Source organism: Erythrobacter sp. CCH5-A1, assembly GCF_001557115.1.
In the GTDB taxonomy this organism is placed as follows: Bacteria; Pseudomonadota; Alphaproteobacteria; order Sphingomonadales; family Sphingomonadaceae; genus Erythrobacter.
In genome coordinates this window covers 24,780-50,518 of record NZ_LSKQ01000177.1, presented here as the reverse complement: position 1 = coordinate 50,518, position 25,739 = coordinate 24,780, and the positions used below count along the sequence as shown (strand labels likewise).

Annotated in this window: 28 protein-coding genes; 14 read left to right on the top strand and 14 right to left on the bottom strand. The window is 67.0% G+C overall.

Annotation, left to right across the window (positions count from 1 at the left end):
- Window positions 1–73 precede the first annotated feature (73 nt).
- Window positions 74–475 carry a hypothetical protein gene (locus tag AX708_RS10660; RefSeq protein WP_066526408.1) on the top strand — a complete coding sequence of 134 codons (402 nt, stop codon included), beginning with the start codon at window positions 74–76 and terminating at the stop codon, window positions 473–475.
- Here AX708_RS10660 and AX708_RS10655 read toward each other — a convergent pair.
- From AX708_RS10655 to AX708_RS10645, 3 genes are read right to left on the bottom strand one after another with little or no spacing between them, the layout of a single operon-like run.
- Window positions 472–1,041: a nucleotide exchange factor GrpE gene (locus tag AX708_RS10655; RefSeq protein ID WP_066526406.1), complete on the bottom strand. Its 570-nt coding sequence runs from the start codon at window positions 1,039–1,041 to the stop codon at window positions 472–474. The two genes, AX708_RS10660 and AX708_RS10655, sit on opposite strands and share 4 nt — an antisense overlap.
- A gap of 17 nt (window positions 1,042–1,058) precedes the next feature.
- On the bottom strand, window positions 1,059–2,102 hold the full coding sequence (hrcA, locus tag AX708_RS10650; RefSeq protein ID WP_066526401.1) for a heat-inducible transcriptional repressor HrcA: 1,044 nt from the start codon (window positions 2,100–2,102) through the stop codon (window positions 1,059–1,061).
- A gap of 33 nt (window positions 2,103–2,135) precedes the next feature.
- A complete protein-coding gene (locus AX708_RS10645) occupies window positions 2,136–2,585 on the bottom strand; it encodes a hypothetical protein (protein WP_156443290.1) in 450 nt (149 codons plus the stop codon).
- A 113-nt stretch (window positions 2,586–2,698) separates the two neighbouring features.
- Between AX708_RS10645 and rph the strand changes: the two genes are divergently transcribed.
- The 3 genes from rph to rdgB are packed head-to-tail and all read left to right on the top strand — an operon-like array spanning window position 2,699 to window position 4,570.
- A complete protein-coding gene (gene rph / locus AX708_RS10640) occupies window positions 2,699–3,412 on the top strand; it encodes a ribonuclease PH (RefSeq protein ID WP_066526446.1) in 714 nt (237 codons plus the stop codon).
- A gap of 1 nt (window position 3,413) precedes the next feature.
- Complete coding sequence (locus AX708_RS10635) at window positions 3,414–3,935, top strand: YcxB family protein (protein WP_066526396.1); 522 nt, start codon at window positions 3,414–3,416, stop codon at window positions 3,933–3,935.
- Between the two features lie 8 nt (window positions 3,936–3,943).
- Window positions 3,944–4,570, top strand: coding sequence for an RdgB/HAM1 family non-canonical purine NTP pyrophosphatase (gene rdgB, locus AX708_RS10630; RefSeq protein WP_066526445.1), 627 nt, complete (start codon window positions 3,944–3,946; stop codon window positions 4,568–4,570).
- A gap of 4 nt (window positions 4,571–4,574) precedes the next feature.
- Here rdgB and AX708_RS10625 read toward each other — a convergent pair whose 3' ends face one another.
- Complete coding sequence (locus AX708_RS10625) at window positions 4,575–5,126, bottom strand: CAP domain-containing protein (RefSeq protein ID WP_066526391.1); 552 nt, start codon at window positions 5,124–5,126, stop codon at window positions 4,575–4,577.
- 49 nt (window positions 5,127–5,175) lie between these two features.
- Here AX708_RS10625 and hemW point away from each other — a divergent pair, with 49 nt between their 5' ends.
- Both hemW and AX708_RS10615 read left to right on the top strand, forming a co-directional pair.
- A complete protein-coding gene (gene hemW / locus AX708_RS10620; protein WP_066526389.1) occupies window positions 5,176–6,327 on the top strand; it encodes a radical SAM family heme chaperone HemW in 1,152 nt (383 codons plus the stop codon).
- A complete protein-coding gene (locus tag AX708_RS10615; RefSeq protein ID WP_067490115.1) occupies window positions 6,324–7,214 on the top strand; it encodes a tyrosine recombinase XerC in 891 nt (296 codons plus the stop codon). Before hemW ends, AX708_RS10615 begins: the two co-directional genes overlap by 4 nt.
- A gap of 1 nt (window position 7,215) precedes the next feature.
- Here AX708_RS10615 and AX708_RS10610 read toward each other — a convergent pair whose 3' ends face one another.
- From AX708_RS10610 to rsmI, 4 genes are read right to left on the bottom strand one after another with little or no spacing between them, the layout of a single operon-like run.
- Window positions 7,216–7,839 (bottom strand): DedA family protein, encoded by a 624-nt coding sequence (locus AX708_RS10610; RefSeq protein ID WP_066532789.1) that lies wholly within the window; start codon window positions 7,837–7,839, stop codon window positions 7,216–7,218.
- A 26-nt stretch (window positions 7,840–7,865) separates the two neighbouring features.
- Window positions 7,866–8,828, bottom strand: coding sequence for a glutathione synthase (gene gshB, locus AX708_RS10605; RefSeq protein ID WP_066532788.1), 963 nt, complete (start codon window positions 8,826–8,828; stop codon window positions 7,866–7,868).
- Window positions 8,829–8,846: 18 nt separating this feature from the next.
- Window positions 8,847–9,224, bottom strand: coding sequence for a YraN family protein (locus AX708_RS10600; RefSeq protein WP_066532787.1), 378 nt, complete (start codon window positions 9,222–9,224; stop codon window positions 8,847–8,849).
- The gene (rsmI, locus tag AX708_RS10595) at window positions 9,221–10,072 is read right to left on the bottom strand and encodes a 16S rRNA (cytidine(1402)-2'-O)-methyltransferase (RefSeq protein WP_233999646.1); all 852 of its coding nucleotides are present in this window, start codon (window positions 10,070–10,072) and stop codon (window positions 9,221–9,223) included. The genes AX708_RS10600 and rsmI overlap by 4 nt, the downstream gene beginning before the upstream one ends.
- Before the next feature lie 47 nt (window positions 10,073–10,119).
- Here rsmI and AX708_RS10590 point away from each other — a divergent pair, with 47 nt between their 5' ends.
- Genes AX708_RS10590 through AX708_RS10580 form a run of 3 tightly spaced genes read left to right on the top strand, consistent with a single transcriptional unit; the run spans window position 10,120 to window position 13,733 of the window.
- Window positions 10,120–11,325 (top strand): penicillin-binding protein activator, encoded by a 1,206-nt coding sequence (locus tag AX708_RS10590; protein ID WP_082745714.1) that lies wholly within the window; start codon window positions 10,120–10,122, stop codon window positions 11,323–11,325.
- Window positions 11,326–11,380: 55 nt separating this feature from the next.
- Window positions 11,381–13,384, top strand: a complete 2,004-nt coding sequence (gene parE, locus AX708_RS10585) for a DNA topoisomerase IV subunit B (RefSeq protein ID WP_066532783.1) — start codon at window positions 11,381–11,383, stop codon at window positions 13,382–13,384.
- Entirely contained in the window at window positions 13,377–13,733 is a 357-nt protein-coding gene (locus AX708_RS10580; protein ID WP_066532782.1) for a hypothetical protein, read from the top strand. Before parE ends, AX708_RS10580 begins: the two co-directional genes overlap by 8 nt.
- On the opposite strand, the gene AX708_RS10575 is transcribed toward AX708_RS10580, so the two are convergent.
- Both AX708_RS10575 and AX708_RS10570 read right to left on the bottom strand, forming a co-directional pair.
- Window positions 13,730–14,917, bottom strand: a complete 1,188-nt coding sequence (locus AX708_RS10575; protein WP_066532781.1) for a glycosyltransferase family 87 protein — start codon at window positions 14,915–14,917, stop codon at window positions 13,730–13,732. The two genes, AX708_RS10580 and AX708_RS10575, sit on opposite strands and share 4 nt — an antisense overlap.
- A gap of 67 nt (window positions 14,918–14,984) precedes the next feature.
- Window positions 14,985–16,199, bottom strand: a complete 1,215-nt coding sequence (locus tag AX708_RS10570) for a bifunctional alpha/beta hydrolase/OsmC family protein (protein WP_066532780.1) — start codon at window positions 16,197–16,199, stop codon at window positions 14,985–14,987.
- Between the two features lie 95 nt (window positions 16,200–16,294).
- Here AX708_RS10570 and AX708_RS10565 point away from each other — a divergent pair, with 95 nt between their 5' ends.
- From AX708_RS10565 to AX708_RS10555, 3 genes are all read left to right on the top strand, one after another.
- Complete coding sequence (locus tag AX708_RS10565; RefSeq protein WP_067490112.1) at window positions 16,295–17,599, top strand: serine hydrolase; 1,305 nt, start codon at window positions 16,295–16,297, stop codon at window positions 17,597–17,599.
- An 81-nt stretch (window positions 17,600–17,680) separates the two neighbouring features.
- Window positions 17,681–18,553, top strand: a complete 873-nt coding sequence (locus AX708_RS10560; protein WP_066532776.1) for a MoxR family ATPase — start codon at window positions 17,681–17,683, stop codon at window positions 18,551–18,553.
- 4 nt (window positions 18,554–18,557) lie between these two features.
- Window positions 18,558–18,980, top strand: coding sequence for a GFA family protein (locus AX708_RS10555; RefSeq protein ID WP_066532774.1), 423 nt, complete (start codon window positions 18,558–18,560; stop codon window positions 18,978–18,980).
- Window positions 18,981–18,993: 13 nt separating this feature from the next.
- Here the strand turns inward: AX708_RS10555 and AX708_RS10550 are convergent, their stop codons facing one another.
- Both AX708_RS10550 and AX708_RS10545 read right to left on the bottom strand, forming a co-directional pair.
- Entirely contained in the window at window positions 18,994–19,953 is a 960-nt protein-coding gene (locus AX708_RS10550) for a L,D-transpeptidase family protein (RefSeq protein ID WP_197426275.1), read from the bottom strand.
- Between the two features lie 78 nt (window positions 19,954–20,031).
- Window positions 20,032–21,432, bottom strand: coding sequence for a methyl-accepting chemotaxis protein (locus tag AX708_RS10545; protein WP_066532772.1), 1,401 nt, complete (start codon window positions 21,430–21,432; stop codon window positions 20,032–20,034).
- Between the two features lie 137 nt (window positions 21,433–21,569).
- On the opposite strand from AX708_RS10545, the gene AX708_RS10540 reads away from it, so the two are divergent.
- On the top strand, window positions 21,570–22,754 hold the full coding sequence (locus AX708_RS10540) for a VWA domain-containing protein (RefSeq protein ID WP_066532771.1): 1,185 nt from the start codon (window positions 21,570–21,572) through the stop codon (window positions 22,752–22,754).
- A 38-nt stretch (window positions 22,755–22,792) separates the two neighbouring features.
- Window positions 22,793–23,071, top strand: a complete 279-nt coding sequence (locus tag AX708_RS10535) for a hypothetical protein (protein ID WP_156443507.1) — start codon at window positions 22,793–22,795, stop codon at window positions 23,069–23,071.
- Window positions 23,072–23,090: 19 nt separating this feature from the next.
- On the opposite strand, the gene AX708_RS10530 is transcribed toward AX708_RS10535, so the two are convergent.
- The gene (locus AX708_RS10530) at window positions 23,091–24,383 is read right to left on the bottom strand and encodes an MFS transporter (protein WP_066532768.1); all 1,293 of its coding nucleotides are present in this window, start codon (window positions 24,381–24,383) and stop codon (window positions 23,091–23,093) included.
- A gap of 77 nt (window positions 24,384–24,460) precedes the next feature.
- Window positions 24,461–25,660 carry an exo-beta-N-acetylmuramidase NamZ domain-containing protein gene (locus AX708_RS10525; protein ID WP_066532766.1) on the bottom strand — a complete coding sequence of 400 codons (1,200 nt, stop codon included), beginning with the start codon at window positions 25,658–25,660 and terminating at the stop codon, window positions 24,461–24,463.
- Window positions 25,661–25,739: the final 79 nt, after the last annotated feature.

The following is a 25,739-nucleotide window of genomic DNA, read 5'->3' as shown; positions in this document are numbered from 1 at the left end:
GCCGTGCCGGGCATGCGGCAACCGAAGTTTCAGACTGTCGTGCTAAGACATGCACATGAGGAGCCCGGCACCCATGAACCGATTTGCCCGCATCATCACCTTCGACAGCCCGCATTTCCCGCGCCACGAACGCGACGGGGAGCTTGTGAATGCCGAGGAGATGTTCGGCTTTGCCCTTGCCGGCCATATAGGTGAAAAGCTGGCCGAGCGCGGCACCATCGTCGCCGCCTACATCGCCGAAGACTGGGGCTGGTATTGCGAGGTGCGTCTCCCCGAAACGGCAATCGCCTATGGCGTGGTGGGCGGGCCGGACAGCGACGCGTTCCTGATCCAGTTCATCCCGGACAAGCCCTACGTGCGAAAGCTCTTCCGCAAGATCGACATTGCCGAACCGCTCGGGCGCTTGCAGGACGACGTCTTCGCCATCCTGCAAGCCGCCCCGTCGAGCAGCCCGCCAAGGTGGAGCGAAGGCTAGTCGGGCTTCTTCGCCACCGCCACCATCGCGGCGCGCAGCAGGCGGTCCTTGATCATCCAACCGGCCTGCATTTCCGAGACGATCGTGCCCGGCTCATGATCGGCCGAGGGCACCTCGATCATCGCCTGGTGCTGGTTCGGATCGAGCGGCAGGCCGACTGCGGCGATGCGGGTAATGCCGTTGGAAGCGAAGACCTTCTCGAGTTCGCGCTGGGTCGCTTCGAGGCCGAAGACGAGGCTCTTCATGCTCTCGTCCTCGCGCAGGGACTGCGGGATGGCCTCGATCGCGCGCGACAGATTGTCCGCGACCGAAAGAATGTCGCGCGCAAAGCCGGTCGCTGCATAGGCGCGCGCCTCGTCCTTCTCGCGCTCGAGGCGGCGGCGCACGTTCTGCGTCTCAGCCTGAGCGTAGAGCACCTCCTGCTTCGCCGCCTCCAGATCGCGCTTGAGCGATTCGAGCGCTTCAGCCAGCGGCGCGGCTTCCTCGCCGCCCTCGCGCAGATGTTCGGGCACACCCTTCAATTCGTCTTCCGCCGCCTGATCCAGCGGCGTGTCGTTCTCGGTCATGTCGTATGGCTTTCCATTCAAGCGATCAGCTTGCCCAGCGATCGGGCGGTAAGGTCCACCATGGGGACAACCCGCGCATAATTCAACCGCGTGGGGCCGATCACGCCGAGTACGCCGACCACCCGGCCCTCGCGATCGCGATAGGGTGAGGCGATGACGCTGGAGCCGGACAGCGCGAACAAACGGTTCTCCGAGCCGATGAAAATCCGCGTCGCTTCAGCCTCGCGCGCCGAATCGAGCAGTTCGGCAACCGACTGCTTGTTCTCGAGGTCTTCGAGCAGCATTCGCACCCGCTCGATATCGCCGAGCGCCGCCTCATCGAGCAGGTTCGCCGCGCCGCGCACGATCAGCACCGGGCGCGCGGCGGCATCCTCGCTCCAGACGGCAAGGCCGCGCTCGACCAGATCGCGCGAGGCATCGTCGAGCTGGGACTGGCCGGTGGAAATCTCCGCACGCATCGCCTGCGCGGCCTCGGCCAGCGTGCGCCCGGCAAGACGCGCGGTGATGTAGTTGGACGCGCGGTCCATCGACCCCGGGCTCAGCGCCCCGCCGATGGTGAGCACCCGGTTCTCGACCCCGCCATCCTCGCCCACCAGCACGGCGAGCGCCCTGCCCTGCCCGAGGTCCACGAGGCTGAACTGCGCAAGCCGCTGTTCGCGCGGCGCGACCAGCACCATGCCCGCCGCGCCCGACAGGTCGGAGAGGATCGCGGATGCCTGCTTCAAGGCCGCCTCAACCGGCCCGGCCTCGGCGAGCCGCGCCTCGATCGCCGCCTGTTCCTGCGCGGTTGGCTCGGCCACGCGCATCATTCCGTCGACAAAGATCCTGAGTCCCGCATCAGTCGGCATCCGTCCCGCGCTGGTATGCGGCGCCGCCAGAAGCCCCGCGGTTTCAAGATCCGCCAGCACCGAACGGATCGAGGCGGGCGAGAGGTTCAGTGTGCCATCCGCCGCCAGCGTCTTGGAGCCGACCGGCTGCCCGCTCGCGATATACTCCTCGACCACACGCTGAAAGATTTCGCGCGCGCGGCTCGTGAGTTCGGTGACGGGGAGCGAAGTCATAATGCCATTTGAACTTGATTCCGACCGTGTCTGTCAATCGCCGCTCTCGGACAGAGACTGTTCTGCCTTGCTGACTATGGCCCAGAAACGCTCCTCGGCGGCCCGCAACTCGGGGAATTGCGAAGAGCACGGATAGTAGATCCGGTAGGTCTGGCCACCGTCCCAACGGAACTCGCCGCTAGGGCCATCGGTCGGCGCACCTCTGCAATAGGCTGGCGATTGGGACGTGGTTCGCAGCACTTCAAGCGCAGCAACCGCGTCGCGGTGCGCACCGGGATCAAGTTGCGTGCGTTTGACCGCGGTTTCCTTGCCCGTATTGAAGTCGAAATCGCGCCTGACCATCAGGCCTTCGGCAGTGATGATCAGATTGCCGACCGTGCGCCCCCACGAGGTCACGCGGTGCTCAATCATCGGCAAGTGGTCGTGCCCTTCGACACCTTGTGGCTCGGGAGCCTGTCCCGGCGCAGCACTCGCCATGGTCACGGACACAAGGCCCGCAGCAACAATCAATGTCCGCATGGCATAAACCCAAAGACCGGACTTCCCACCTTCAGACAGCCCGTATACTGGCGAGCCTGAACAACCAAGGAATGATCATGCGCCCTTCAGGACGCGCGCCCGATGAAATGCGCGCCATCACGATCGAGACCGGGTTCACGAAGCACGCGGAAGGCTCGTGCCTGATCGGCTTTGGCGACACCAAGGTGCTGTGCACCGCAAGCGTCGAGAAGGGGGTCCCGCCATGGCTGCGCGGCAAGGGCGAAGGCTGGGTGACGGGGGAATATTCGATGCTCCCGCGCGCCACCCACACCCGCGGCGCGCGTGAGGCGGCCAAGGGCAAGCAATCGGGCCGCACGCAGGAAATCCAGCGGCTTATCGGGCGCTCCTTGCGCGCCGTGGTCGATCTCCAGAAGCTCGGCGAGCGGCAGATCACCTTGGATTGCGACGTGATCCAGGCCGACGGCGGGACGCGCACCGCGTCGATCTCGGGCGCGTGGATCGCGCTCAGGCTCGCGATCAACGGGCTGATGGCATCGGGCGAGATCAAGCACGATCCGATCACCGCGCAGGTCGCGGGGATATCCTGCGGCATCTTCAAGGGCACCCCGGTCCTCGACCTCGATTACGACGAGGATTCGAACGCCGAAGCGGACGGCAATTTCGTGCTGCTGTCCGGCGGGAAGATCGCCGAGGTGCAGGCAACGGCCGAGGGCGCGACCTATGACGAGGAGGCCCTGCTGCGCCTCCTGCGCCTCGCCCGCATCGGCTGCGACCGGATCTTCGCCGCGCAAGCGGATGCGGTAAAGTGAGATGAGCCTGCCGGGGCCCGTCACCTACCGGATCAGGGAAGCGGACCACTATTCGCTCTGGCGGATGATGTCGCGCTGGTCCGGCTCCAGAGGCCTTGCATGGTCAATCGGCCTGCTCCTCTTGTTGGGACTGCTGATCGGAGTGGCGGAGCAGTCTGTTGCCGAGGGGCTCTACCCCATCGGTGCCGGACTGCTCGCGGGCATCGCGGCGCTGGTGGGCTATTACGCCACCATCAGGCCAAGGGCACGCAAGGTGTTCAGAGAGAGCGTGACGCTGCACGAGGATATGACCCTCACCCTTCATGATGACGGCTTCGAGATCGCGCAGGCCTCGGGTCGCTTCCGGGGGAAGTGGGCGGACATGGTTCGCTGGGACGAAAACCCGGAGATAATGGCGGTCTTCCCCAACCGGTATCTGGCCATCATATTCCCGAAGGATCAAGTGGACGAGGATTGCGTGACCCATATTCGCGAACAGATGCAGCTCTCAGGCCTGCCGCAGCCGTGGAAGCTGCGCAAATGAGGAGCGACTTGGAGAGGCGTCTCGGCTCCGGGACGCTGGTCATCGCCACCCACAATGCCGGAAAGCTCAAGGAGATCGGTGCTCTGCTCGATCCTTACGGGGTGAAGTGCATCTCCGCCGGATCGCTTGGCCTGCCGGAACCGGCCGAGACCGGGGTGACCTTCGCGCAGAACGCCCTGATCAAGGCGCGGGCGGCGGCTGAGGCTTCGGGGTTGGCGGCGCTCGCCGATGACAGCGGCCTCAGCGTCGCGGCGCTCGATGGTCGCCCCGGCGTCTACACCGCCGATTGGGCCGAGCGGCAGTGGTTCGAGGGCGCTCCCGGGCGCGACTGGTACATGGCGATGGGCAAGGTCGAGGGGATGCTCGCCGAAAAAGGCGCGGACGTGGACCGCGCCGCCGCCTTTCACTGCGTGCTGGCGATCGCCTGGCCGGATGGCGAGCACGCGATCTATGAGGGGCGGTGCGATGGCAGTCTGACTTGGCCGCCGCGCGGGGCAATGGGCTTCGGCTATGATCCGGTGTTCGTGCCGACCGGCAGCGCGCTGACCTTCGCCGAGATCGCGCCGGAGCAAAAACACGCCGTCAGCCACCGCGCCGACGCTTTCGCCAAGCTCGTTGCCGAGCAATTCGGCTGACGTTTTAGCGGCGCGTCAGATGGCGGCCGGGATCAAGCCGGTAGCCCATCACATTGCCCGCCGGCCAGTAGCGGCACACCAGCACCTCGTGGCGGGCATTGAGTGCGGTGGCGCAGCCCACTTCCTGCGTCTCGGGCCAGATGATCTGGGTGTAATGCCCGACGTCGCTCCACTGTCCGGTGCGCGAGACATCGGGGAAGACCCCGGGGCGGAAGGCTGCGCGTTCGGCGAGGAAGCCGTCGATCATCTGCCACGGGGCATAGCGCTCGCGCGTGCCCATCCACAGGTTCTCGCCCTGTCCGATGCGCAAGAGATCGGGCGAATGGTGGAAGGCGCGGCGCGCGGCGAGGGTTTCGGCCCATTCGCGGGCATCGCGCATCAACGCATGGTTCCAGCGCAGCGGCGGCAGGCCGACCGCGGCGCGCGCCTCGTTGTGTTCCGAGAGCCATTCCTGCTCGGCCGGGAACAGCGGGCGCTGGTCCGGAGCAGCGTCCTGCGCCAGCGCGGGCGCGGTGACGGCGAGCAGCATGGCGCACAGGAGGTGGGACAAACGCATGGCTTTAGGTCTATGCCGCAAGCGTTAATCAGGACTGAAGACAAGAACCGTGGCCCGCGCGCTCTACATCCACTGGCCGTTCTGCGCCAGGAAGTGCCCCTATTGCGACTTCAATTCGCATGTGCGCGAAGGGGTGGATGTCGGCGCATGGCAGGCCGCGCTGATCGCGGACATGCGCACGGAAGCGGGTGTCGCAGGCGGCGAGGCGCTGACCTCGATCTTCTTCGGTGGCGGCACGCCCTCGCTGATGCCCCCCGCCCTCGTCGCCGCGCTGCTGGCCGAGGCGGATGCGCTGTGGGGGTTTGCCGAAGGCATCGAGATCACGCTCGAGGCCAACCCCTCCTCGGTCGAGGCGGCCAATTTTGCCGCGCTTGCCGGGGCCGGGATCAACCGGGTGTCGCTCGGGTTGCAATCGCTCGACGATGCCGAACTGCGCTTTCTCGGGCGGCTGCACGGGGCGGACGAGGCGCTGCGCGCGCTGGAGACCGCACAAGCCCATTTCTCCCGCGTCAGCTTCGACATGATCTACGCCCTGCCCGGCCATACCCCAGAATTGTGGGAAGCCCGGCTGACCCGCGCGCTCGGATTCGGCACGGGGCACATGTCGCTCTACCAGCTGACGATCGAGCCGGGCACACGCTTTGCGAGCGACGTGCGGCGCGGGCGTCTGGTGCCTCTGGACGACGATGCGGCGGCCGAGCTGTTCGACATTACGCAGGCGCTGACGGGTGCGGCCGGGCTCCCGGCCTACGAGACCAGCAACCACGCCCGGCCCGCCGAAGAGAGCCGCCACAATCTCGCCTATTGGCGCTACCAGGACTATGCCGGGATCGGCCCGGGCGCGCATGGGCGGCGCTGGGGCGTGGCGACGGTGCGGCACAAGAAGCCGGAGAACTTTCTTGCGGCGGTCGCGCGGCAGGGCGACGGGATCGCCGAGGCGCGCGCGCTTGGCCCGAACGAGCAGGCGGCCGAGGCCTTGCTGATGGGCCTGCGCCTCGCCGAGGGGGTCGACCTCGCAGCCCTCTCGGCACGCTTTGCCCTGCCGCGCGAGGGGTTGGCGGATGAGGGGGCTCTCGCCCGCTTGCGCGGTCTCGGGATGATGTGGGCAGAGGGCGACCGGATCGGGGTCATGCCCGAAGGCCGAGGCGTGCTCGACGCGCTGCTCGCCGAAGTAGTCGCCGACACGCTGGTGGCGGGATGAGCGCGGGCGATCTGCTTGAGGGCTGGCGGGCGCATCTGGCCGACAACCGCCGCAAATCCCCCCACACCGTGCGCGCCTATGTCGCCGCCGCCGCGCGGTTGCTGGCAGCACGGGAATGCGAGGATTGGGCGGCTGTCGCGCAGACCGAGGCGCATCATCTGCGCGCGCATCTCGCCGCACGGCGCACCGAAGGCCTCGGCAATGCCAGCACGGCGCGTGAGCTGTCGGCCCTGAAGGCCTTCATTGCCTTCGCGCGCGCACAGGCGGGCGACCCCGATCCCGCCGCCCCGCGCCTGCGCGGCCCGCGGCTGAAGAAGGGCCTCCCGCGCCCCGTCACTCCCGACGAGGCCGAGAACCTCGCCTCGCACGTCGAAGACTTCGCCGCCATCGACTGGATCGGCGCGCGCGACCGGGCGGTGCTGCTGCTGCTCTATGGATCGGGCCTGCGGATCGCCGAGGCGCTGTCACTCACCGGGCGCGATGCCAGCATGGGCGAGGTGCTGCAGGTGACCGGCAAGGGCGGCAAGCAGCGCGTGGTTCCGGTGCTGCCGATCACGCGCGCGGCGGTCGCCGAATATGTGCGGGGCTGTCCGTGGCCGCTCACCCGCGATGCGCCGCTGTTTCGCGGCGCCAAGGGCGGGCCGCTCTCACCCGGCATGGTGCAGAGGGCAATGGCGCAGGCGCGCCGCGCGCTCGGCCTGCCCGATACCGCGACGCCGCACGCGCTCAGGCACTCTTTCGCGACGCACCTGCTGAGCGCGGGCGCCGATCTCAGGAGCCTTCAGGAACTGCTGGGCCACGCCTCGCTGGGATCGACCCAGATCTACACCCGGGTCGATGCGGCGGCGCTGCTGGAGAATTACCGCAGGGCGCATCCCCGGGGCTAGGCTAGGCCTGTTCCTGCTCCCCGCCAGCCTGCGCCGGACGCCAGGTGACAACGCGGTAGAGATAGAGTCCCACGACGCCCGCAATCATCACCACCGCGACCCAGCCATAATACTCGTCGAACTGGCTGAATTCGTTGCGCAGGATATAGCCTGCCCCGATCAGCACGCTGTTCCACACCCCGGTGCCGAGCAAAGTCCAGATAAGGAACCGCAGCTGACCCATCCGCAGCATCCCCGCCGGCAGCGAGATCATGGTGCGTACCTGCGGCAGGAAACGCGCCCAGAACACGATCACATTGTCGAACCGCTTGAAGATCGACACGATCTTCTCGACTTCGGGCCAGTCGAGCGTGAGCCAGCGTCCGAAGCGGTCGACCAGTGGACGGAAGCGATCATAGCCGACGGTCCGGCCGATCCAGTACCATATCCAGTTGCCGAGCACCGCGCCAAACGTGCCCGCCGCCACGGCGCCCGCGAAACTGAGCTTGCCATCGGCGACCGCCATGCCGGTCAGACCCATGATTACCTCCGACGGGATCGGCGGAAACACGTTTTCGAGGAACATGGCAACCGCCACCCCGAGGTAGCCCCAGGTCTCAACCAGGCCAATAAGAAAGTCCGTCATTGCTCTTGTGTCCGTCGTGGGGGAGTTCAGCCGCGACCTTCGGCCAAGCGCCGTTCGATCGCATCCCAGATCATGCCCGCCGTATCAGTGTTGTTGAAGCGGTCAATCGCCACGATGCCCGTGGGGGACGTCACGTTGATCTCGGTCAGCCAGTGGCCGCCGATCACGTCGATCCCGACGAAAGTGAGGCCGAGGCGCTTCAGGTCCGGGCCGAGCGCCGCGCAGATTTCCTGTTCGCGCGGCGTCAGCTCGGTCGGCTGCGCGCTGCCGCCCATCGCGAGGTTCGAGCGGAACTCCCCCTCCCCCGGCACGCGGTTGATCGCGCCCGCCACCTCGCCGTCCACCAGCACGATCCGCTTGTCGCCCTTCGCGACCTCGGGGAGGAAGGGCTGGACCATGTGCGGTTCGGGCCAGGTCTGGTTGAACACCTCGAACAGGGCGGTGAGGTTCTCCCCGTTCTCGCCGATGCGGAAGATCGCCTTGCCGCCATTGCCGTGGATCGGCTTGACCACGATGGCGCCGTGCCTGGCCATGAAGCGCCGCACCTCGTCCACGCTGCGCGTCACCAGCGTGGGCGGCATGAAGCGGCGATAGTTCAGCACCATCACCTTCTCGGGGCTGTTGCGGACATTGGCGGGGTCATTGACCACCAGCGTCTCGTGCCCGATCCGCTCGAGCAGGTGCGTGGCGGTGATGTAGCCCATGTGGAACGGCGGATCCTGCCGCATCAGCACCACGTCGACATCCCGGCCGAGATCGAGCCGCACCTGCTCGCCCCGGGTGAAATGGTCGCCCTCGACCCGTTGCACCGTCACCGGAAAGGCGTGGGCAAACAGCCGGTCATCCTCGTCGAGCGTCAGGCTCTCGACGTGATATTCGTAAAGCCTGTGCCCGCGCGCCTGCGCTGCCAGCATCAGCGCAAAGGAACTGTCGCCGGCGATCTTGATGCTGTCGAGGGGGTCCATCTGGACGGCGATGCGCAAATTCATGGGGGAACTCCGAGGGGGTCAGCCGAAAGGCATCCAGGCGTTTTCGATGTGGGTGGGCTTCCGGCCGGGCGCAAGCAGGATGACGTCGATGCGGATGTCCTCGCCATCGGTGGCATAGTCCTGCCACACGCATTCGACCGCCGCCGCAACCCGCGCGAGGCGGCGTTCGTCGATCGCATCGGCGAGCGCGGCTGTGCGGGTGCGCCACTTGACCTCGACAAAGGCGACAAGGCCGGTGCGCTTGGCGATGAGATCGATCTCTCCCGCCCTGGTCTTCACACGTTCCGCCACGATCCGCCAGCCTTGATGGGCTAGCCACATCGCGGCCTCGGCCTCGCCTTCGCGGCCGCGGCTGTCGGCCTCGTGCCGCTGTTCGGGGGTGCGGGGGCTGGTCATGCGCCCTTCAGTTCCAGCGCACGAGCGTAGAGCGTCGCGCGGTCGATGCCGGTCGCCTTGGCCACGACGCCCGCCGCCTTGCCCGGCCCTGCCTCGACGAGCGCCGCGCGCAGCAGCGCGTCGGTATCGAGCAGCGGGGCCTCGCTCTCCGAGGGCGGGCTGACCAGCAGCACGATCTCGCCCTTGGGCGGGTGCGCGGCGTAATGGGCAGCAAGCGCCGCGGCGGTACCGGTGCGACATTCCTCATGGAGCTTGGTGAGCTCGCGCGCGACCGCCACCTCGCGCTCCGGCCACAGCTGCGCGATCGCCAGAAGCGATTTTTCGAGGCGTGGTGCAGTCTCGTAGAAGACCAGCGTTGCGGCAACGTCCGCCAATTCCTCAAGCGCCTCTCCGCGCGCCTTGTCCTTCACCGGCAGGAAGCCGGCGAACAGGAAGCGGTCGCTCGCCAATCCCGCCATGGCCAGTGCTGCAACCGCCGCGCAGGCCCCCGGGATGCTGGTGACCATGACTCCTGCCGCGCGCGCCTCGCGCACCAGGCGGTAGCCGGGGTCGGAGATCAGCGGCGTGCCCGCATCCGACACCAGCACAACCGCCGCCTGCCTCGCCTCGTCGATCACCCGCGCGCGGGTTTCGGGCCCGGCATGGTCGTCCAATCGCTGAAGCCTTGCCTTGATACCGTAATGTTTCAAGAGCTTACCCGTCACCCGCGTATCCTCGCAGGCAATCAGCGCCGCGCCTTGGAGAACGGCCAGCGCGCGCAGGGTGATGTCTCCAAGATTGCCAATCGGGGTCGCAAGGATATACAGCCCGGGTACGGGTTCCCACGCGGGAAGGGATGGAAGTTCCACGGACGCCACGCTTTCGTCCATGGCGCACGACTGAGGGGTCGGCAAGAATGAAGCTTTGGAAGAGGCCGAATTGGGCTGGATCGTTTGTCGCCGCAGCCAAGAGCCTGCGGGCGCGCAACCTGGCGGTGGCGGGCGCCGCGCTGCTGGCGAGCGCCTGCGCGGTTGTGCCCAAGACCGAGGTCGTGACCGCCCCGCCCCCCGCGCCCGCGCCCGAGCCTTCGGCGACCGCGCTCCCCACCGACACCGGCCGCCATCGTATCGCGCTGCTGGTGCCGCTGTCGGGCGATACCGCGCCGGTCGGCCAGGCGATCGCCAATGCGACCACAATGGCGCTGCTAGATACCGGCGCGGACAACCTGCGCATCACCACCTACGACACCTCCGAAGGCATCACGACTGCGGCGAGAAAGGCGATTGCCGATGGCAACAGGCTGATCCTCGGCCCGCTGACCGCCGATGCCGTCCCGCAGGTGCAGGCCGCTGCGCGGCCCGCGGGAGTGCCGGTCATCGCCTTTGCCAATGATGCGAGCGTGGCGGCGGCTGACGTCTTCGTGATCGGCCACCTGCCCGAGCAATCGATCCGCCGCTCCGTCCAATACGCTCGCAGCCGAGGCGCGGCGAAGTTCGCCGTGCTCGCGCCCGAGGGCGACTACGGCACGCGCGCGCTGTCCTCCTTCGAGAACGCGCTGCGCGATTACGGCGGCGCGCTGGTCCGCAAGGAGAGCTACGCGCGCGGCAACACCTCGATCGTCAGCGCCGCCGCCCGTCTGCGCGCGGCCGGCGGCTATGACACCGTGCTGATCGCAGATTCGGCGCGGCTCGGGGTCGATGCTGCGGGCGAGCTCAACAAGTCCGCGCGCAACCGCACCCGCATCCTCGGCACCGAGCTGTGGAGCGGCGAGGCAGTGCTCGCCCGTACCCCGGCCCTCGAAGGCGCGCTGTTCTCGGCCGTCTCCGACCAGCGATTCCGCCGCTTCGCCGACAGCTATGCCTCGCGGTTCGGAGGCCAGCCCTTCCGCGTGGCGACGCTCGGCTATGATGCGGTGCTGCTCACCTTGCGCGTCGCGCGCGAGTGGAAGGTCGGCACGCCCTTCCCGCGTGAGCAGCTCTACGACAAGGGCGGGTTCCTCGGGGTCGACGGGGCCTTCCGCTTTGCCCGCAACGGCGTGGTCGAGCGGGCGCTGGAGGTGCGCGAGGTCAAGGGCGGCGAAGTCACGGCGGTCGATCCGGCACCGGCCGGCTTCGGCAAGTGAGTATAAGCGCGGGGGGTGGCTTGAGGCAGGCGCGCGCGGCCCTATAACCGAACGCATGGCCTCAGAACCCACTCCCGACGACCTTTTCGCCAACACGCCCACATCGAGCGGCGATTACAACGCCTCTGCCATCGAGGTACTCGAAGGGCTCGAACCCGTCCGGCGCCGGCCCGGCATGTATATCGGCGGGACCGATGACCGCGCCTACCACCATCTCGCCGCCGAAGTGCTCGACAACGCGATGGACGAGGCGGTCGCAGGCCATGCGACGCGGATCGAGGTGCGGCTCGATGAAGGCAACCGGCTGAGCATCGCCGACAACGGGCGCGGCATTCCTGTCGACGAGCACCCCAAGTTTCCCGGCAAATCGACGCTCGAGGTGATCCTTTCGACGCTGCACTCGGGCGGCAAGTTTTCGGGGAAAGCCTATGCGACCAGCGGGGGCCTCCACGGCGTCGGCGTCAGCGTGGTCAACGCGCTTTCGGTCCATACCCGCGTCGAGGTGGCGCGCGACAAGCAGCTCTATGCGCAGGAGTTCTCGCGCGGCGTCACGCAAGGCCCAATCCAGAACCTCGGCCCCACCCCCAACCGGCGCGGCACGACGGTGAGCTTTGTGCCCGACGCCGAGATTTTCGGCGATCGCAGCTTCAACCCCAAGCGGTTGTTCAAGCTCGCGCGGTCGAAGGCCTATCTCTTCGCTGGCGTGGAAATCCGCTGGAAATGCGCAGCCTCGCTCGCCAGCGAGGAGGTTCCTGCCGAAGCGGTGTTCAAGTTCCCGGGCGGCCTCGCCGATCACCTCGCCGAACAGGTCGGCACGCGCGAATGTGTCACCGCCCAGCCCTTCGCGGGCACGCAGGATTTTCCGAGCGTCGATGGTGTCCAGCAGGGCCGCGTCGAATGGGCGATCGCCTGGCCGCTCTATTCGGACGGCGCCACCAGCTGGTATTGCAACACCGTGCCGACGCCCGATGGCGGCACCCACGAGCAGGGCCTGCGCACCGCGCTGACCCGCGGGCTTCGTGCCTTCGGCGAGCTGGTCGGCCAGAAGAAGGCCAAGGACATCACCGCCGACGACGTGATGACCGGCGCCGAGGTGATGCTCAGCGTCTTCATCCGCGATCCGCAGTTCCAGTCGCAGACCAAGGACCGCCTGACTTCGCCCGAGGCTGCGCGCCTGGTCGAAAACGCGGTGCGCGACCATTTCGACCACTTCCTCACCGACAATATGGAGCGCGGCAAGGCGCTGCTCGGCGAGGTGATGGAGCGGATGGACGAGCGTTTGAAGCGCAAGCAGGAACGCGAGATCAAGCGCAAAACCGCCACCAACGCCAAGAAGCTGCGCCTGCCCGGAAAGCTCACCGATTGCAGCGGTGAAGGCGGGCGCGAGACAGAGTTGTTCATCGTCGAGGGCGATTCCGCGGGCGGCAGCGCCAAGCAGGCGCGCGACCGCAAGAGCCAGGCAATCCTGCCGATCCGCGGCAAGATCCTCAATGTCGCCAGCGCCACCGCCGACAAGATCCGCGCCAACAGCGAAATCGCCGACCTGATACTTGCCCTCGGTTGCGGCACCCGCAAGGACTGCGACGCATCGGCGCTGCGCTATGACCGCGTCATCATCATGACCGACGCGGACGTCGACGGCGCCCATATCGCGACGCTGCTGATGACCTTCTTCTTCCAGGAAATGCCCGACATCGTGCGGCGCGGCCACCTGTTCCTCGCCCAGCCCCCGCTCTACCGGCTGACCGCCGGCAAGGAGAGCCGCTACGCCCGCGACGACGCGCACCGGGCGGAGCTGGAAGCGACGGTGTTCAAGGGCAAGAAGGTCGAGGTCGCCCGCTTCAAGGGCCTCGGCGAGATGAACCCTCAGCAGCTGCGCGAAACCACGATGGCACCCGAAACGCGCGGGCTGATCCGCATCACTCTGCCGCAGGAGTTCGAGGACCGTGCCGGTGTCGCGCGGCTCGTCGACGAGCTGATGGGTCGCAACCCCGAACACCGCTTCAACTTCATCCAGAACCGCGCAAGCGACGTCGACCGCGACCTGATCGATGCCTGACGAGGGCGACGAAGCCGACATCATGGCCGGTGATCGCCGCATCGCCCGGCCCGACACCGCGCTGCCCGACTGGCACATGCCAGATGCCGCCTATCGCCCGGTGCCGATTGCATGGTTCACTGCGGCTTTCCTGCTGCAGGCCGTTATGCTGACCTTCCTGTTCGTCGTGCTGCTGGCGAAGCCCGCATGGGTCACCATCGTGCTTTCGGCCGCCGCGACCGGCGTGCTGGGTGCGTGGACCTGGGACCGCGGCATGAAGGCGGCGGGCACCGGATGGCAGGTCGCGACCGCGACCATGTTCGTGCTGCAACTCGGGTTCGTCTGCCTCGGCGCAGCGGCGCGGGGTTAGGCGGCCTCGCCCCGCACCCTGCGGAACACCGCCAGGAATAGCGCGCCAAGCACCAACGGCATGATCGGCACGCCGAGGTTGATCGCCAGCGGCCGGGCGAAGGCCGCCGCTGCGAAAGCTACGGCGATGGTGATGCGCTCCCAATCGGCGAAACCCTCGGCCCGCGCGCGGGCGAACAGGAAAGCGAGCGGGAAGGCGGTCAGCACCATGTCGTAATCGAGCACGAAGGGCGTGGCGAGCGGCGCTCCGGCGAGGACCAGCGCGGCCAGCCCCGGCGTCATGGCGCGCCGCCAGCTTGCCGCAACCACGGCCGCCGCCAGCGCCAGCGAGACGGCGACCTGCACCGCCATCGCCGCTGACGCAGGCACGCCGATGAGGCTGAGGCCGGCGAACACGCTCACCATCTTGGCGAAGCCGATATTGCCGTCTGCTGTCGCCGTGCTGGCCGTGCGGGTGATCGCGAGCCAATCGGCCCAGACGTCAGGGCTGAAGGCGAGTGCGGCGAAGCCCGCCAGCGCGAGGGCGGTTACCCCCGCCGAGGCGATCGTGCGCCACTGGCCGCATGCCAGAAGCGCCAACGGGACGAGCAGCCCGAACTGCGGCTTGATCGTCGCAAGCCCGATAAGCAGGCCCGCCAGCCACGGCCGCCGCCCGGTCAGCAGCAGCCCGCCCCCGAGCAGCGCAGCCACAAGGAAAGACGTCTGCCCGTGGGTCAGCGTGACGAACACCGGTGGGAAGGCCACGATGAGCACCAGCGCGGGGCCCTTGAGGCCGAGCGCGCGGAACCACGCCCGGATCGCTGCCAGAAACGCAGCCCCCGTCACCGCCAGCCAGCCGCCGAGCGCGGGGAAATAGGGCAACAACCCTAGCGGCCAGACGAAGGGAAGGAAATTGGGGGGATAGAAGAAGGCGGTATACTCGCCCGGGATCGCGTAGAATTCGCGCTGCGCAGCGACATGCGCTGCGGTGTCATAGACATTCGCGCCCGCCTGCAGCATCCGGCCCGAGGTCCAGAAGCTGATGAAATCGGTGCCGATCAGAAATCCGTTGGCATCCACCCCGCCCCTCTGGGTCAGCAGCAGGTAAGCGACCGCCCCGGCATTCACCAGCGCCAGCAGCAGCAGATAGCCGCGCACTCGCCCGGGTTCGAGCCATTCTGCCTTGCGGATATTGTCGAGCCCCATGGCCCTGCGTCTGCCGCGCGGGGGCGCGCAAGTCCACCGGCAAGGCCCACAGCCTCGGGGAAATTCCTCAGTCGGTGACGCTGGTGTGGATGTGAAGATGCCCTTCGAGCGTGCGGTGCACCGGGCACTTGTCGGCGATGGCGATGATCTTGGCGCGCTGCTCGGCGGTGAGCGCATCGCCGAGCAGCGTGATGGCGCGGTGGAGCGCCTGCGCCTGCTCGCCCGGTTCGAGCGCATGCATCAGATCCTCGGCATGATTGCGCTCGTGGGTGAGGTGGATGCGCGCGCCTGCGAAAGGCCAGCCCTTCTGGTCGGCGTAGAGCTTCATGGTCATCGCGGTGCAGGTGCCGAGCGCGGCGAGCAGCAGGTCGTAGGGCGTCGGCCCGCTCTCGTCGCCGCCGTAGGAGCGCGGCTCGTCGGCGATGAAGCGGTGCGCGGTGGTGTGGACCTCGGTGCCGAACTTGCCGTGGCCGGTCTGCACCACCACGCCCTCTTCGGGCATCGGCCAGTCCGATCGCATCGGCAGGTAGCGCCCCGCCCAGCCCGCGATCACGGTCGCGGCGAAATTGGCGTCCTCGGCGCGGGTCAGCAAGTGATCGGCGCCCGCGAGGCTGACGAAGCTCTTGGGGTGGAAGGCGGCCTCGAACAAGGCGGCTGCGTGCTCGATCCCGACGATGGTGTCGGTGGGCGAATGGAGGCACAGGAACGGGACCCTGAGCGTGCCGACCACTTCCAGCAGATCGACGTCACCCGCCGCATCGAGAAACGAGGCGCTGAGCGTGAAGGCCTGCCCGCCGATCCGGACCGGCCCTGCCCCGTCGCGCCGGATCGCGTCGTGATCGCCCTCGATCACGTGGAGCACATGGGGCACGTCGGACGGCGCGCCGATGGTCGCGATGGCGGCGATCTTGTCCTCGCCGAGCAGCGCTGCCGCCGCCAGCACTGCCGCGCCGCCAAGGCTGTGGCCCACCAACAGCAGCGGGCCATCGAAGCGCGCGGCGAGCGCCTCGGCACCGGCGACCAGATCGGCCATATCGGTGGCGAAGCCGGCGCGCCCGAAATCGCCCTCGCTCCCGCCCAGCCCGGTGAAATCGAACCTCAGGCACGCAATCCCCTGCCGCGCCAGCGCGCGCGACACCGCGACTGCGGCGCGGCTCTGCTTGGTGCAGGTGAAGCAATGCGCGAACAGCGCCGCCCCGCGCACCAGCCCGGTCGGCAGTTCGAGCGCGCCTTCGAGGGTGTGGCCCGCAGAGGTCGGGAAGGCGAGCGTTTCGGTCGGCATGATCGGTCTCCAGCGGCCAGGGCTCTGGAATTGTGGCGTAAGGCGTGCGACGTGTCACCTGCCCGCGTCCCCCGGCGCGAGCGAGGAGAGAGCCGATGAAGTCCCCTGTCTTTCACGCAATTGCCTTGGCGGTCGGCGTCCTGGCGAGCTGTCCGGCCGGCGCGCAGACCGCGGCAGCGCAAGCGCAGCCCGCCGAGCCGACTGCGCTTGAAGCGCGCGGCCTTCAGGTGGTGGAGCTGCTGAACGGCGAAGTGCAGCCCGAGGAAATCTTCACCGCCGGCTTTCGCGCTGCGATTGCCGATGCGCAGATCAAGGCGCTGAGCGCGAACCTCACCGCCCAATTCGGCCGCGCGCTTGAGGTCAGTCTGCTGGCCCCGCGCGAGGGCACGCGGGCCGCGCTCGAGATCCGCTTCGAGCGGGGGGTTGCCAAGGGCGGCATCGGGCTCGACCCTGCGGATAATAACCGCATCAACGAGTTGCGCTTCACCTCGGTGGATTCGCTCGCGGTGGCAGGCGACACGCCCGCGAAAATCGCCGCCGACCTCGCCGCGCTGCCCGGAAGCGTCAACGCATGGTTCGGCCCACTCGGCGGTGCGCCGGTGATCAGCCGCAATCCCGATACGCCGCTCGCGCTGGGATCGGCGTTCAAGCTCTACGTCCTCGCCGCCCTCGCCGAGGATGTGAAGGAGGGCAAGCGCAAGTGGACCGACGTCGTGCCGCTCACCGAGAAGAGCTACCCCAGCGGGCAGTTGCAGACCTGGCCCAAGGGCGCGCCGGTGACGCTCCACACGCTCGCCAGCCTGATGATCTCGATCAGCGACAACACCGCGACCGACCAGCTGATCAGGGTGTTGGGGAAGGATCGGATCCTCACGCTGATGCGTGATAGCGGGCACAGCGATCCCGCGGCCAACGATCCGTTCCTGACAACGCGCGAGCTATTCGTGCTCAAGACCTTCGACCGGGAAACGCTCGACCAATGGCGCAAGGGCGATGCTGCCGAGCGGGCGGTGCTCGAGGTGGTGTTAGGTGCCGAAGACCCCTCGCTCGATGAGGTCGTCGCCGCCTTTGGCAATGGTCCCAAGGCGATCGACATCGAATGGTTCGCCTCGCCCGCGGACCTCGCGCGGCTCTTCGCCCACATGCGCAAGACGGCCGCACCCGAAGCATTCGCGATCATGGCGATCAACCCCTCGGCGACGGACGCCATCAAGGGCAACTGGCGGTATGTCGGCTTCAAGGGCGGCAGCGAGCCGGGCGTGCTCAACCTCACCTGGCTGCTGACCGACAAGGCAGGACGCGACTGGGTGCTGACCCTCGGGTGGAACAATCCCGAAGCCGTTGTCGATGAGGGCAAGCTGGAAGCTCTCGCCCAGCGCATCCTTCTCCTGCCTCGCTGATTTGCCAGCCCCCTCCCCCTTGCGCGCTGTCACCGCGCCGCTTATCGCTGGCCTACGAAATTCAGTCTCACAGGAAAACCCATGACCGATCAGACGTCCGGCCAGCAGCAGCGTTTCGAAGGCACCAAGTCCTATATCGCGACCGAAGACCTCAAGGTCGCGGTCAATGCCGCCGTCACGCTGCGCCGCCCGCTGCTGGTCAAGGGCGAGCCCGGCACCGGCAAGACCGTGCTGGCGCATGAAATCTCCGAGGCCTTGGGCGCGCCGCTGATCGAGTGGAACGTCAAATCCACCACCAAGGCGCAGCAGGGCTTGTACGAGTATGACGCGGTCGCCCGTCTGCGCGACGGGCAGCTCGGCGAAGAGCGGGTTCACGACATCCGCAACTACATCAAGAAGGGCAAGCTGTGGGAGGCCTTCACCTCGCCCCAGCTCCCCGTCCTGCTGATCGACGAGATCGACAAGGCCGATATCGAGTTCCCGAACGACCTGCTTCAGGAGCTCGATCGCATGAGCTTCGACGTCTACGAGACGCAGGAGCGGATCGAGGCCAAGGAGCGCCCGATCGTCGTCATCACCTCGAACAACGAGAAGGAGCTGCCCGACGCCTTCCTGCGCCGCTGCTTCTTCCACTACATCAAGTTCCCCGACCGCGAGACGATGCAGGACATCATCGACGTCCACTTCCCCGGCATCCAGAAGACGCTGGTGAAGAAGGCGATGGATATCTTCTACGACCTGCGCGAAGTTCCGGGGCTGAAGAAGAAGCCCTCGACCAGTGAGCTGCTCGACTGGCTGAAGCTGTTGCTCAATGAGGACATGCCGCTCGACGTCCTGCAAAGCAGCAACCCGGCGAGCGCGATCCCGCCGCTGCACGGGGCGCTGTTGAAGAACGAGCAGGATATCATGCTGTTCGAACGCCTCGCCTTCATGGCCCGGCGCAACCCGAGCTGAGGCGGTGGGCTATACCGGCCGATGCGGGTGCGGCGCGGTTACGCTCCGGATCGAGGCAGAGCCGGTCGCCGTGCGCCAGTGCTGGTGCCGCCATTGCCAGCAGATCGCCGCCGGAGGTTCGACCAACAACGCGATCTTCCCTGCCGAAGCCGTTCATTTCTCGGGTGAATTGCAATCGTCCGGATGGACGGCGGATTCGGGCAACAGCCTGACCTACTGGTTCTGTCCGCGTTGCGGGACGCAGGCCTACGCCCAGACCTCGGCGCGGCCGCAGTTCAGGACGGTGCGCCTCGGGTTCCTCGATGCGCCGCACGGGCTTGCGCCGGAGGCGATCATCTGGACCGAGGCCGCGCCCCAGTGGGCTGCGCTTGATCCCGAGCTCGAACAATGGCCCCGGCAGCCGCCACCCCCGCCGCCCGCGCAGTGATCGTCGGGCGAGTCTAGGTCACCGGAAAGCATGCGATCCCGACGCGCTTCAGCGCCTTGCAGGTCGCGTGCGCATCGGGGGCCGAGGCGCGCAACCGGTAGTATTGCTTGCCGTTCACCATTGCCGGAATGACCGCCATGCGCATCGCCTTCAGTTCGGGCCGCTGCCCCGCGAGCGACTTCCACTGTGCGGCCGCCTCAGCGGGCGAAAGCGCGGCGGCGAGCTGGATCGTCTGCTGCCCGACGGCAGGAACGGCCGGGATGGTCCGCACCGCGGGCACGCGCGCTGCCGCGGGGGGCGCGGGCGCGGCCGCGGGCGCCGCTGCTGCCAGCGCCGGGCGCTCGCGTTGCAACAGGGCCGGCGCGATCGGCACCACCGCATCGCTGCGCTGCGCCAGCGCGAGGGCGGCACCGCCATCGGCGAGCGGCTCGTCGACGACTATCACCGCAGTGGTCGTCGGCCCGGTGATCTTGAACAGGTCGGCAGCGAAGGCGGCGGGCACTCTGATGCAGCCGTGCGAGGCGGGATAGCCCGGCAGGCGCCCGGCGTGGATCGCAATGCCGCCCCAGGTCAGCCGCTGCATGTAAGGCATCGGCGCGTTGCTGTAGAGGTTCGAGCGGTGAAAGCGCTTCTTCTGCAGGATCGCGAAGGTGCCGGTGGGGGTGCGTTTGCCCTTCTTGCCGGTGGAGACCGGGCTCGAGCGCCAAAGCACGCCGTCCTTGAAGACGTGCATCTGCTGCGATTGCAAGCTGACCGTAATGACGACGCCGCTTTCGAGAACGTCTACGACGGTCCTTTGCAATGGCGGCGGTGGTGGAGCCTGCGTGGGTGCAGGCGGCGGAGCCTGTTCTGATGCCTGCGCCGAAGCGCTTCCCGAGGAGCCGCTCACGGCCTCCGGGATGTTGGACAGGCCGACGAAGGCCAGAAGCGCGACCGGCAGCAGCCAGAGACTGTGGAGCCGTGAGCGCAGCACCGCGCACCTCCGTTAACCATGGAAGCTAACGGTTAATGCGTAGCGCTACCCGCGGCAAGCGCTGTTCGGTTCTTGCGCTCAGTCGAAGCTGTAGGCGAGCTCGAAATCGCCCCAGCGCCGTCCGCCGAAGATCAGCGGGACATAGACATTGCGCACCACCACATAGCTGTCGCCGTCGCCCTCCTGGCGATAGACCGCCATCATGTAGGGCGCGCTCGAGACCTTGGCCTTGCGGTCGATCGCCTCGAGCATGATCCGGCCGTTCCGGCAGAACTGGGTGTCGTGGCTGAGATCGCCTGTCGGCGTGCGGCTGCGTTCGGTGAGGTGCGTGGGCAGGAACCCGTTCATGTCGGTGCAGGCGGCGGCCAGAACGCGCGAATCGCTCGCCTTGGCGCGGTCGAGGAAGGGGCGCCATTCGGCATGGGCCCAGTCGGTGAGCCGGGTGCGGAACAGCGGCGGGTTGGTGCCGGGGACGGGCTGGTAATCGGTGTCGAACAGGGCCGGGAGCGTGATCACGCCCTTGGCGAGCGCCGCCTCGGTGTGGGCCACCACTTCGCGCATCATCGCCTGCGCCTGCGCCACCATTGCGCTGTCTTCGGGGCTGAGCCCGGCATGCACGATGCGGTCGAACATTTCGCTGGCGGTGATTTCCAGCTCCTCCATCTTGCGATGCGCGCCGTGGAGGCGGTCCTCATTCGCGCGCGCAGCAGCATCAAAGCCGGTCAACACGCGCTGGACCTTGTCGACATGGCTGGAAATGGTGCCGGTCGAGCGGGCGATGACGTCGTTCTGCTTGTCGACCTCCTCGACCAGCGCGCCGACATTGGCGAGGCTGCTCTCGATCCGCGCGACCGAGGCCCGCGCCTCGCCGCTGGCCCTGGAGCCTGCCTCGATCCGCCCGATCACCACTTCGGCCTCGCCGCCCAGCGCGTCGATGGTGTGGGCGATTTCCTCGGTCGCCTTGCGGGTGTCGTTGGCGAGGCTCTTCACCTCGCTCGCGACGACCGCGAAAGTGCGGCCCGCGTCCCCTGCGCGCATCGCCTCGATCGTGGCGTTGAGGGCGAGGATATTGGTCGTCTCGGCAATCTCGCCGATGTCCTGCGCGGAGCGGCGCACCTGCTCCATCGCGGCAGAGAAACTGGTGACGTGCTGGCCGAGCGTGTCGACCAGCTCGATAAGCGAGGCGATCTGCCCCAGCGAGGACTGGATCAGCGCCGTGCCCTCGGACAGGCGCTCGATCGCGCGTTCGGACAGCAGGCGCGCCTCGTCGGAAGCTTCGGCGACCTTGGTCTGGTCCGCCTCGAGCGCGCGCACGGTTTCGGCCAGCGCCTCGTGTTCGGAGCGCAGCGTCTTGGACGAGGCGATCACTGCCTCGACCACGCCCGCCACATCGGTGCAGCCGACAGTCACTGCCCCGCAGCTCTCGGGGATCATCCCGAGTGCATGGGCATTGGCGGTATCGATGGCTAGGCTGTTCATGTGCGTATCGCGACCTTGTGCTGTGCGTTGCGGAACACTAGGCAGAGGATGGTAAGCGAAGGGTTAACACTTGCCCCCTTCCCCCTCGCAAGATTGGGGACTGGTCAGGCTCCGCCGCACAGGTTAAGCCCGCACCCATGTTCTTCAATTTCGTCGACGAGCTGCGGGCGGCCGGGATCGGTGCCTCGTTCAAGGAGCACCTCACCCTGCTGGAGGCGCTCGACAAGGACGTGATCGAGCAGACGCCCGAGGCGTTCTACTACCTCTCCCGCGCGACCTTCGTGAAGGATGAAGGCCTGCTCGACCGCTTCGATCAGGTGTTCCAGAAGGTGTTCAAGGGGATCATGACCGATTACGGCCAGAACCCTGTCGACATTCCGGAAGACTGGCTGAAGGCCGTGGCCGAGAAGTTCCTGACCCCCGAGGAGATGGAGAAGATCAAGTCCCTCGGAGACTGGGACGAGATAATGGAGACGCTCAAGAAGCGGCTCGAAGAACAGGAAAAGCGCCACCAGGGCGGCAACAAGTGGATCGGCACCGGGGGCACCAGCCCCTTCGGCAACTCCGGCTACAACCCCGAAGGCGTTCGCATCGGCGGCGAGGCCAAGCACGGGCGCGCGATCAAAGTCTGGGAAAAGCGCGAGTTCAAGAACCTCGACAACACCAAGGAACTCGGCACCCGCAACATCAAGATGGCGCTGCGCCGTCTGCGCCGCTTCGCCCGCGAAGGCGCGGCGGACGAGCTCGACATTCCCGGCACCATCGAGGGCACCGCCAAGCAGGGCTGGCTCGACATCCGCATGCGGCCCGAGCGGCGCAATGCCGTCAAGCTGCTGCTGTTCCTCGATGTCGGCGGGTCGATGGACCCCTTCATCAAGCTGGTGGAGGAACTGTTCAGCGCCGCCACCGCAGAGTTCAAGAACCTCGAATTCTTCTACTTCCACAACTGCCTCTACGAAGGCGTGTGGAAGGACAACAAGCGACGCTGGCAGGAACGCACCAAGACCTGGGACGTGCTCCACAAATACGGGCACGATTACAAGATCGTGTTCGTAGGCGACGCCGCGATGAGCCCCTACGAGATCACCCATCCGGGCGGCAGCGTCGAGCACATGAACGAGGAAGCGGGCGCGGTGTGGCTCCAGCGCGTGACCAACACGTATCCGGCGACCGTGTGGCTCAACCCCGTGCCGGAAAAGCAGTGGGGCTATTCGCAGTCGACCAAGATGATCAAGCAGCTGGTCGGCGACCGGATGTATCCGCTGACGCTCGAGGGACTGGATGATGCGATGCGGGAGCTGAGCCGGAAGCACGGGGCTTGATGGAGCGCTTAAGGGCTGCGGCCTTTGGCCTCACACCGATGATCGTGACTTTCGTCTTGTCTGCGTTCTTTTTTCCTAAGTTTCTGTTCGATCTGACAGTCAATCACCCGCTGTGGGAGGGCGATCTGCCGGTGACCGGACGGATCTGGATATTCAACCTGCTGGCGATCGGGATGGAACTTGCCGGTTTGCGCAAGCGTAGCGGCAGGGGCTTGGCCAATCTTCACCTGAGGCCCATGCCTTTGCCGTCCAAGCTGGCCTTTGTCGTGTGCAACGCGGTATCGGCGGCGATCTTCATGGCATGGATGGCACGTTAGTGATCCGAGGCGCTGACTTTCAGCCCTTTCGGTCCAGCTCTGCGTCCAAATGCAGGCTGCACCGCCAGAAGAAGAACGCCGGCACCAGCCCCAGCACCGCTGCGCCGTAGAGCACGTAGCGCACGCTATCCGCGCCGTAGACGGGTTGCAACCAGTCGGACAGCATCCCGAAGAACAGCGGCCCCAGCCCCAGCCCGATAAGGTTCTGGAAGAACAGCAAGCTCGCCGCCGCAATCGCCCTCGCCCGCAGCGGCACGAGGCCTTGCGCCGCCGAATAGGTCGGCCCGTAGTAAAGCGAGTTGAACACCTGCGGCACGAAGATCAGCACCAGCGCCAGCGGCCAGCTCGGTGCCTGATAGGCGGCGATCGCGAGCGGCACGGCCAGCGCCATGCCGACAGCGGGCGCGGTCAGCACGTGGCGGCGGTGCTTCGCCCCGAAACGGTCCGCGAGGTAGCCGCCGAGCCACGTGCCGAGGATACCCCCGACCCCGCCGATGATGCCGAACCACAGTCCCACCTGTCCCGGGGTCATGTCATGGGTGCGCTGGAAGAAGATCGTCGTCCAGGTGGTCTTGCCATAGGACAGGAACGCCGCCGCTGAGCCCGCCAGTACCAGCAGCACGAAAGCGCGCGAGCGCATGATTTCGGCCACCGCCTTGCCCAATGGCAGCGCGGCGGGCTGGCTCTTTGCCTGCAAAACGGCCGCGACGTCAGAGTGGCGCGGGTCGCGCAGGACGAACCACACCACCAGTGCCAGCGCGACGCCGGGAAGTCCCACCACCACGAAGGCTTCGCGCCAGCCCATGTAATCAGCGAGCAAGCCGCCGATCACCATGCCCAGCAGCGATCCGATGGGAATGCCGAGCGAATAGAAGGCCAGAGCCGAAGCGCGCTTATCGGGCGGCACCATGTCGCTGATGAGCGAATGCGCTGGCGGGGTGCAGCCCGCCTCGCCCACCCCGACGCCGATCCGGGCGAGCAGCAGCTGCCAGAAGTTCTGTGCCACGCCGCACAGCGCCGTCATCCCCGACCACAGCGCCAGCGCGACCGCGATCAGCTTCGGGCGGCTCGTGGTCTGACGGTCGGCAAGCCGTGCGATGGGGATGCCGAGAACGGTGTAGAACAGTGCGAAGGCGAGCCCCGTCATCAACCCGATCTGGGTGTCGGACAGCTTGAGGTCGCGCGCGATCGGCTCGGCCAGGATGTTGACGATCTGGCGGTCGATGAAATTGAAGACATAGACCGTCAGCAGGATCCACAAGGTCACCCTTGCGGACTGCACGCCAGTGCCGCTCGCTGCCGCGGTTGCCATTCCTTTTCTCTCCCATCGGTGGCGGTTGGTCCGCCATCCCTAGTGTCACGCACCCGTTTGGCGTCGTGACGTCACATTCAATAAAGCAGATGCGGTCGCACCTCGGCAACCCAGGCCGCCTCGTCCTGTGCCGCCATGACGTCAAGATCATGGGGGACAGCGGCCGGATCGTCGACCCACTCCCTGAGCGACGGCCCGCCGTTGATCACGTCGATCGCGAGGCGGGTGAGCTCGTACTCGTAGGGGAAATCACGCCACAGCGGGTAATCAGGATAGAGCGTGCGGATCGCCTTGAAGGCGAGCGCCTGCAAGCGCCAGGGCTTGAAGGTGTCGTGCTGGTAGAAACCGCCTTCCGCATGGATCATCAATGCGTTGCAGAGCGTTCCTTTGTGCTTGTGGAAAGTCGGTTCGAACCAGCATTCGCGGACCCGGCAGCCCGCCAGCCAGTCGGGGGCGAGCCTGTTCATCACCTTCAGAACCGCGCCCGCATCAATGTCCGGCGCGCCGAACAGCACCTCGAGCGGCCGGGTGGTGCCGCGCCCTTCGGACAGGGTCGTGCCCTCCAGCATCACCGTCCCGGCATAGGCGCGCGCCATATTGAGATTGGCGGCATTGGGCGAGGGGTTGATCCAGATGCGTGACGCCGACCATCCAAAGCCGTCATCCGCGTCGGGACGCCAGCCTTCCATCGCCACCACCTTGTAGGCGACGTCGAGACCGAAATGCGCGATGAACCAGTGGCCCATCTCCCCCATGGTGAGGCCGTGGCGCATCGGCATCGGGGCGGCGCCGACGAAGCTCTCCTGCCCCGGCACCAGCAGCGTCCCCTCTACCGGGCGGCCGGCGGGGTTCGGTCGGTCGAGCACCCACACCTCCTTGCCCGCCTTGGTCGCTTCCTCGAGCAGATAGAGCAGCGTGGTCACGAAGGTATAGATCCGGCAGCCGAGGTCCTGCAGGTCGAACAGGAACACGTCGGCGCTCGACATCATCTGCCCCGTCGGACGGCGCACCTCGCCATAGAGCGAGAAGATCGGGATGCCGTAGCGCGGATCCATTTCGTCCGCGGTCTCGACCATGTTGTCCTGCTTGTCGCCCTTGAGGCCGTGCTGCGGACCGAAGGCGCTGTTCACCTGCACGCCTGCCGCGATCAGCGCGTCAAGGCTGTGGGTGAGGTCCGCCGTCACGCTCGCCGGATGCGCCACCAGCGCCACGCGGCGGCCCTTCAATTGGCGGAGGAGTTCGGGGTCGGCGAGCAGCCGGTCGATGCCGTTCTTCATGCCTCAAGCGATGGAACAGGCGCCGCGCAAAGGCAATGCTTGGCGCTAGGGGTGGGAACATTGCCCACACTGTGCCAGT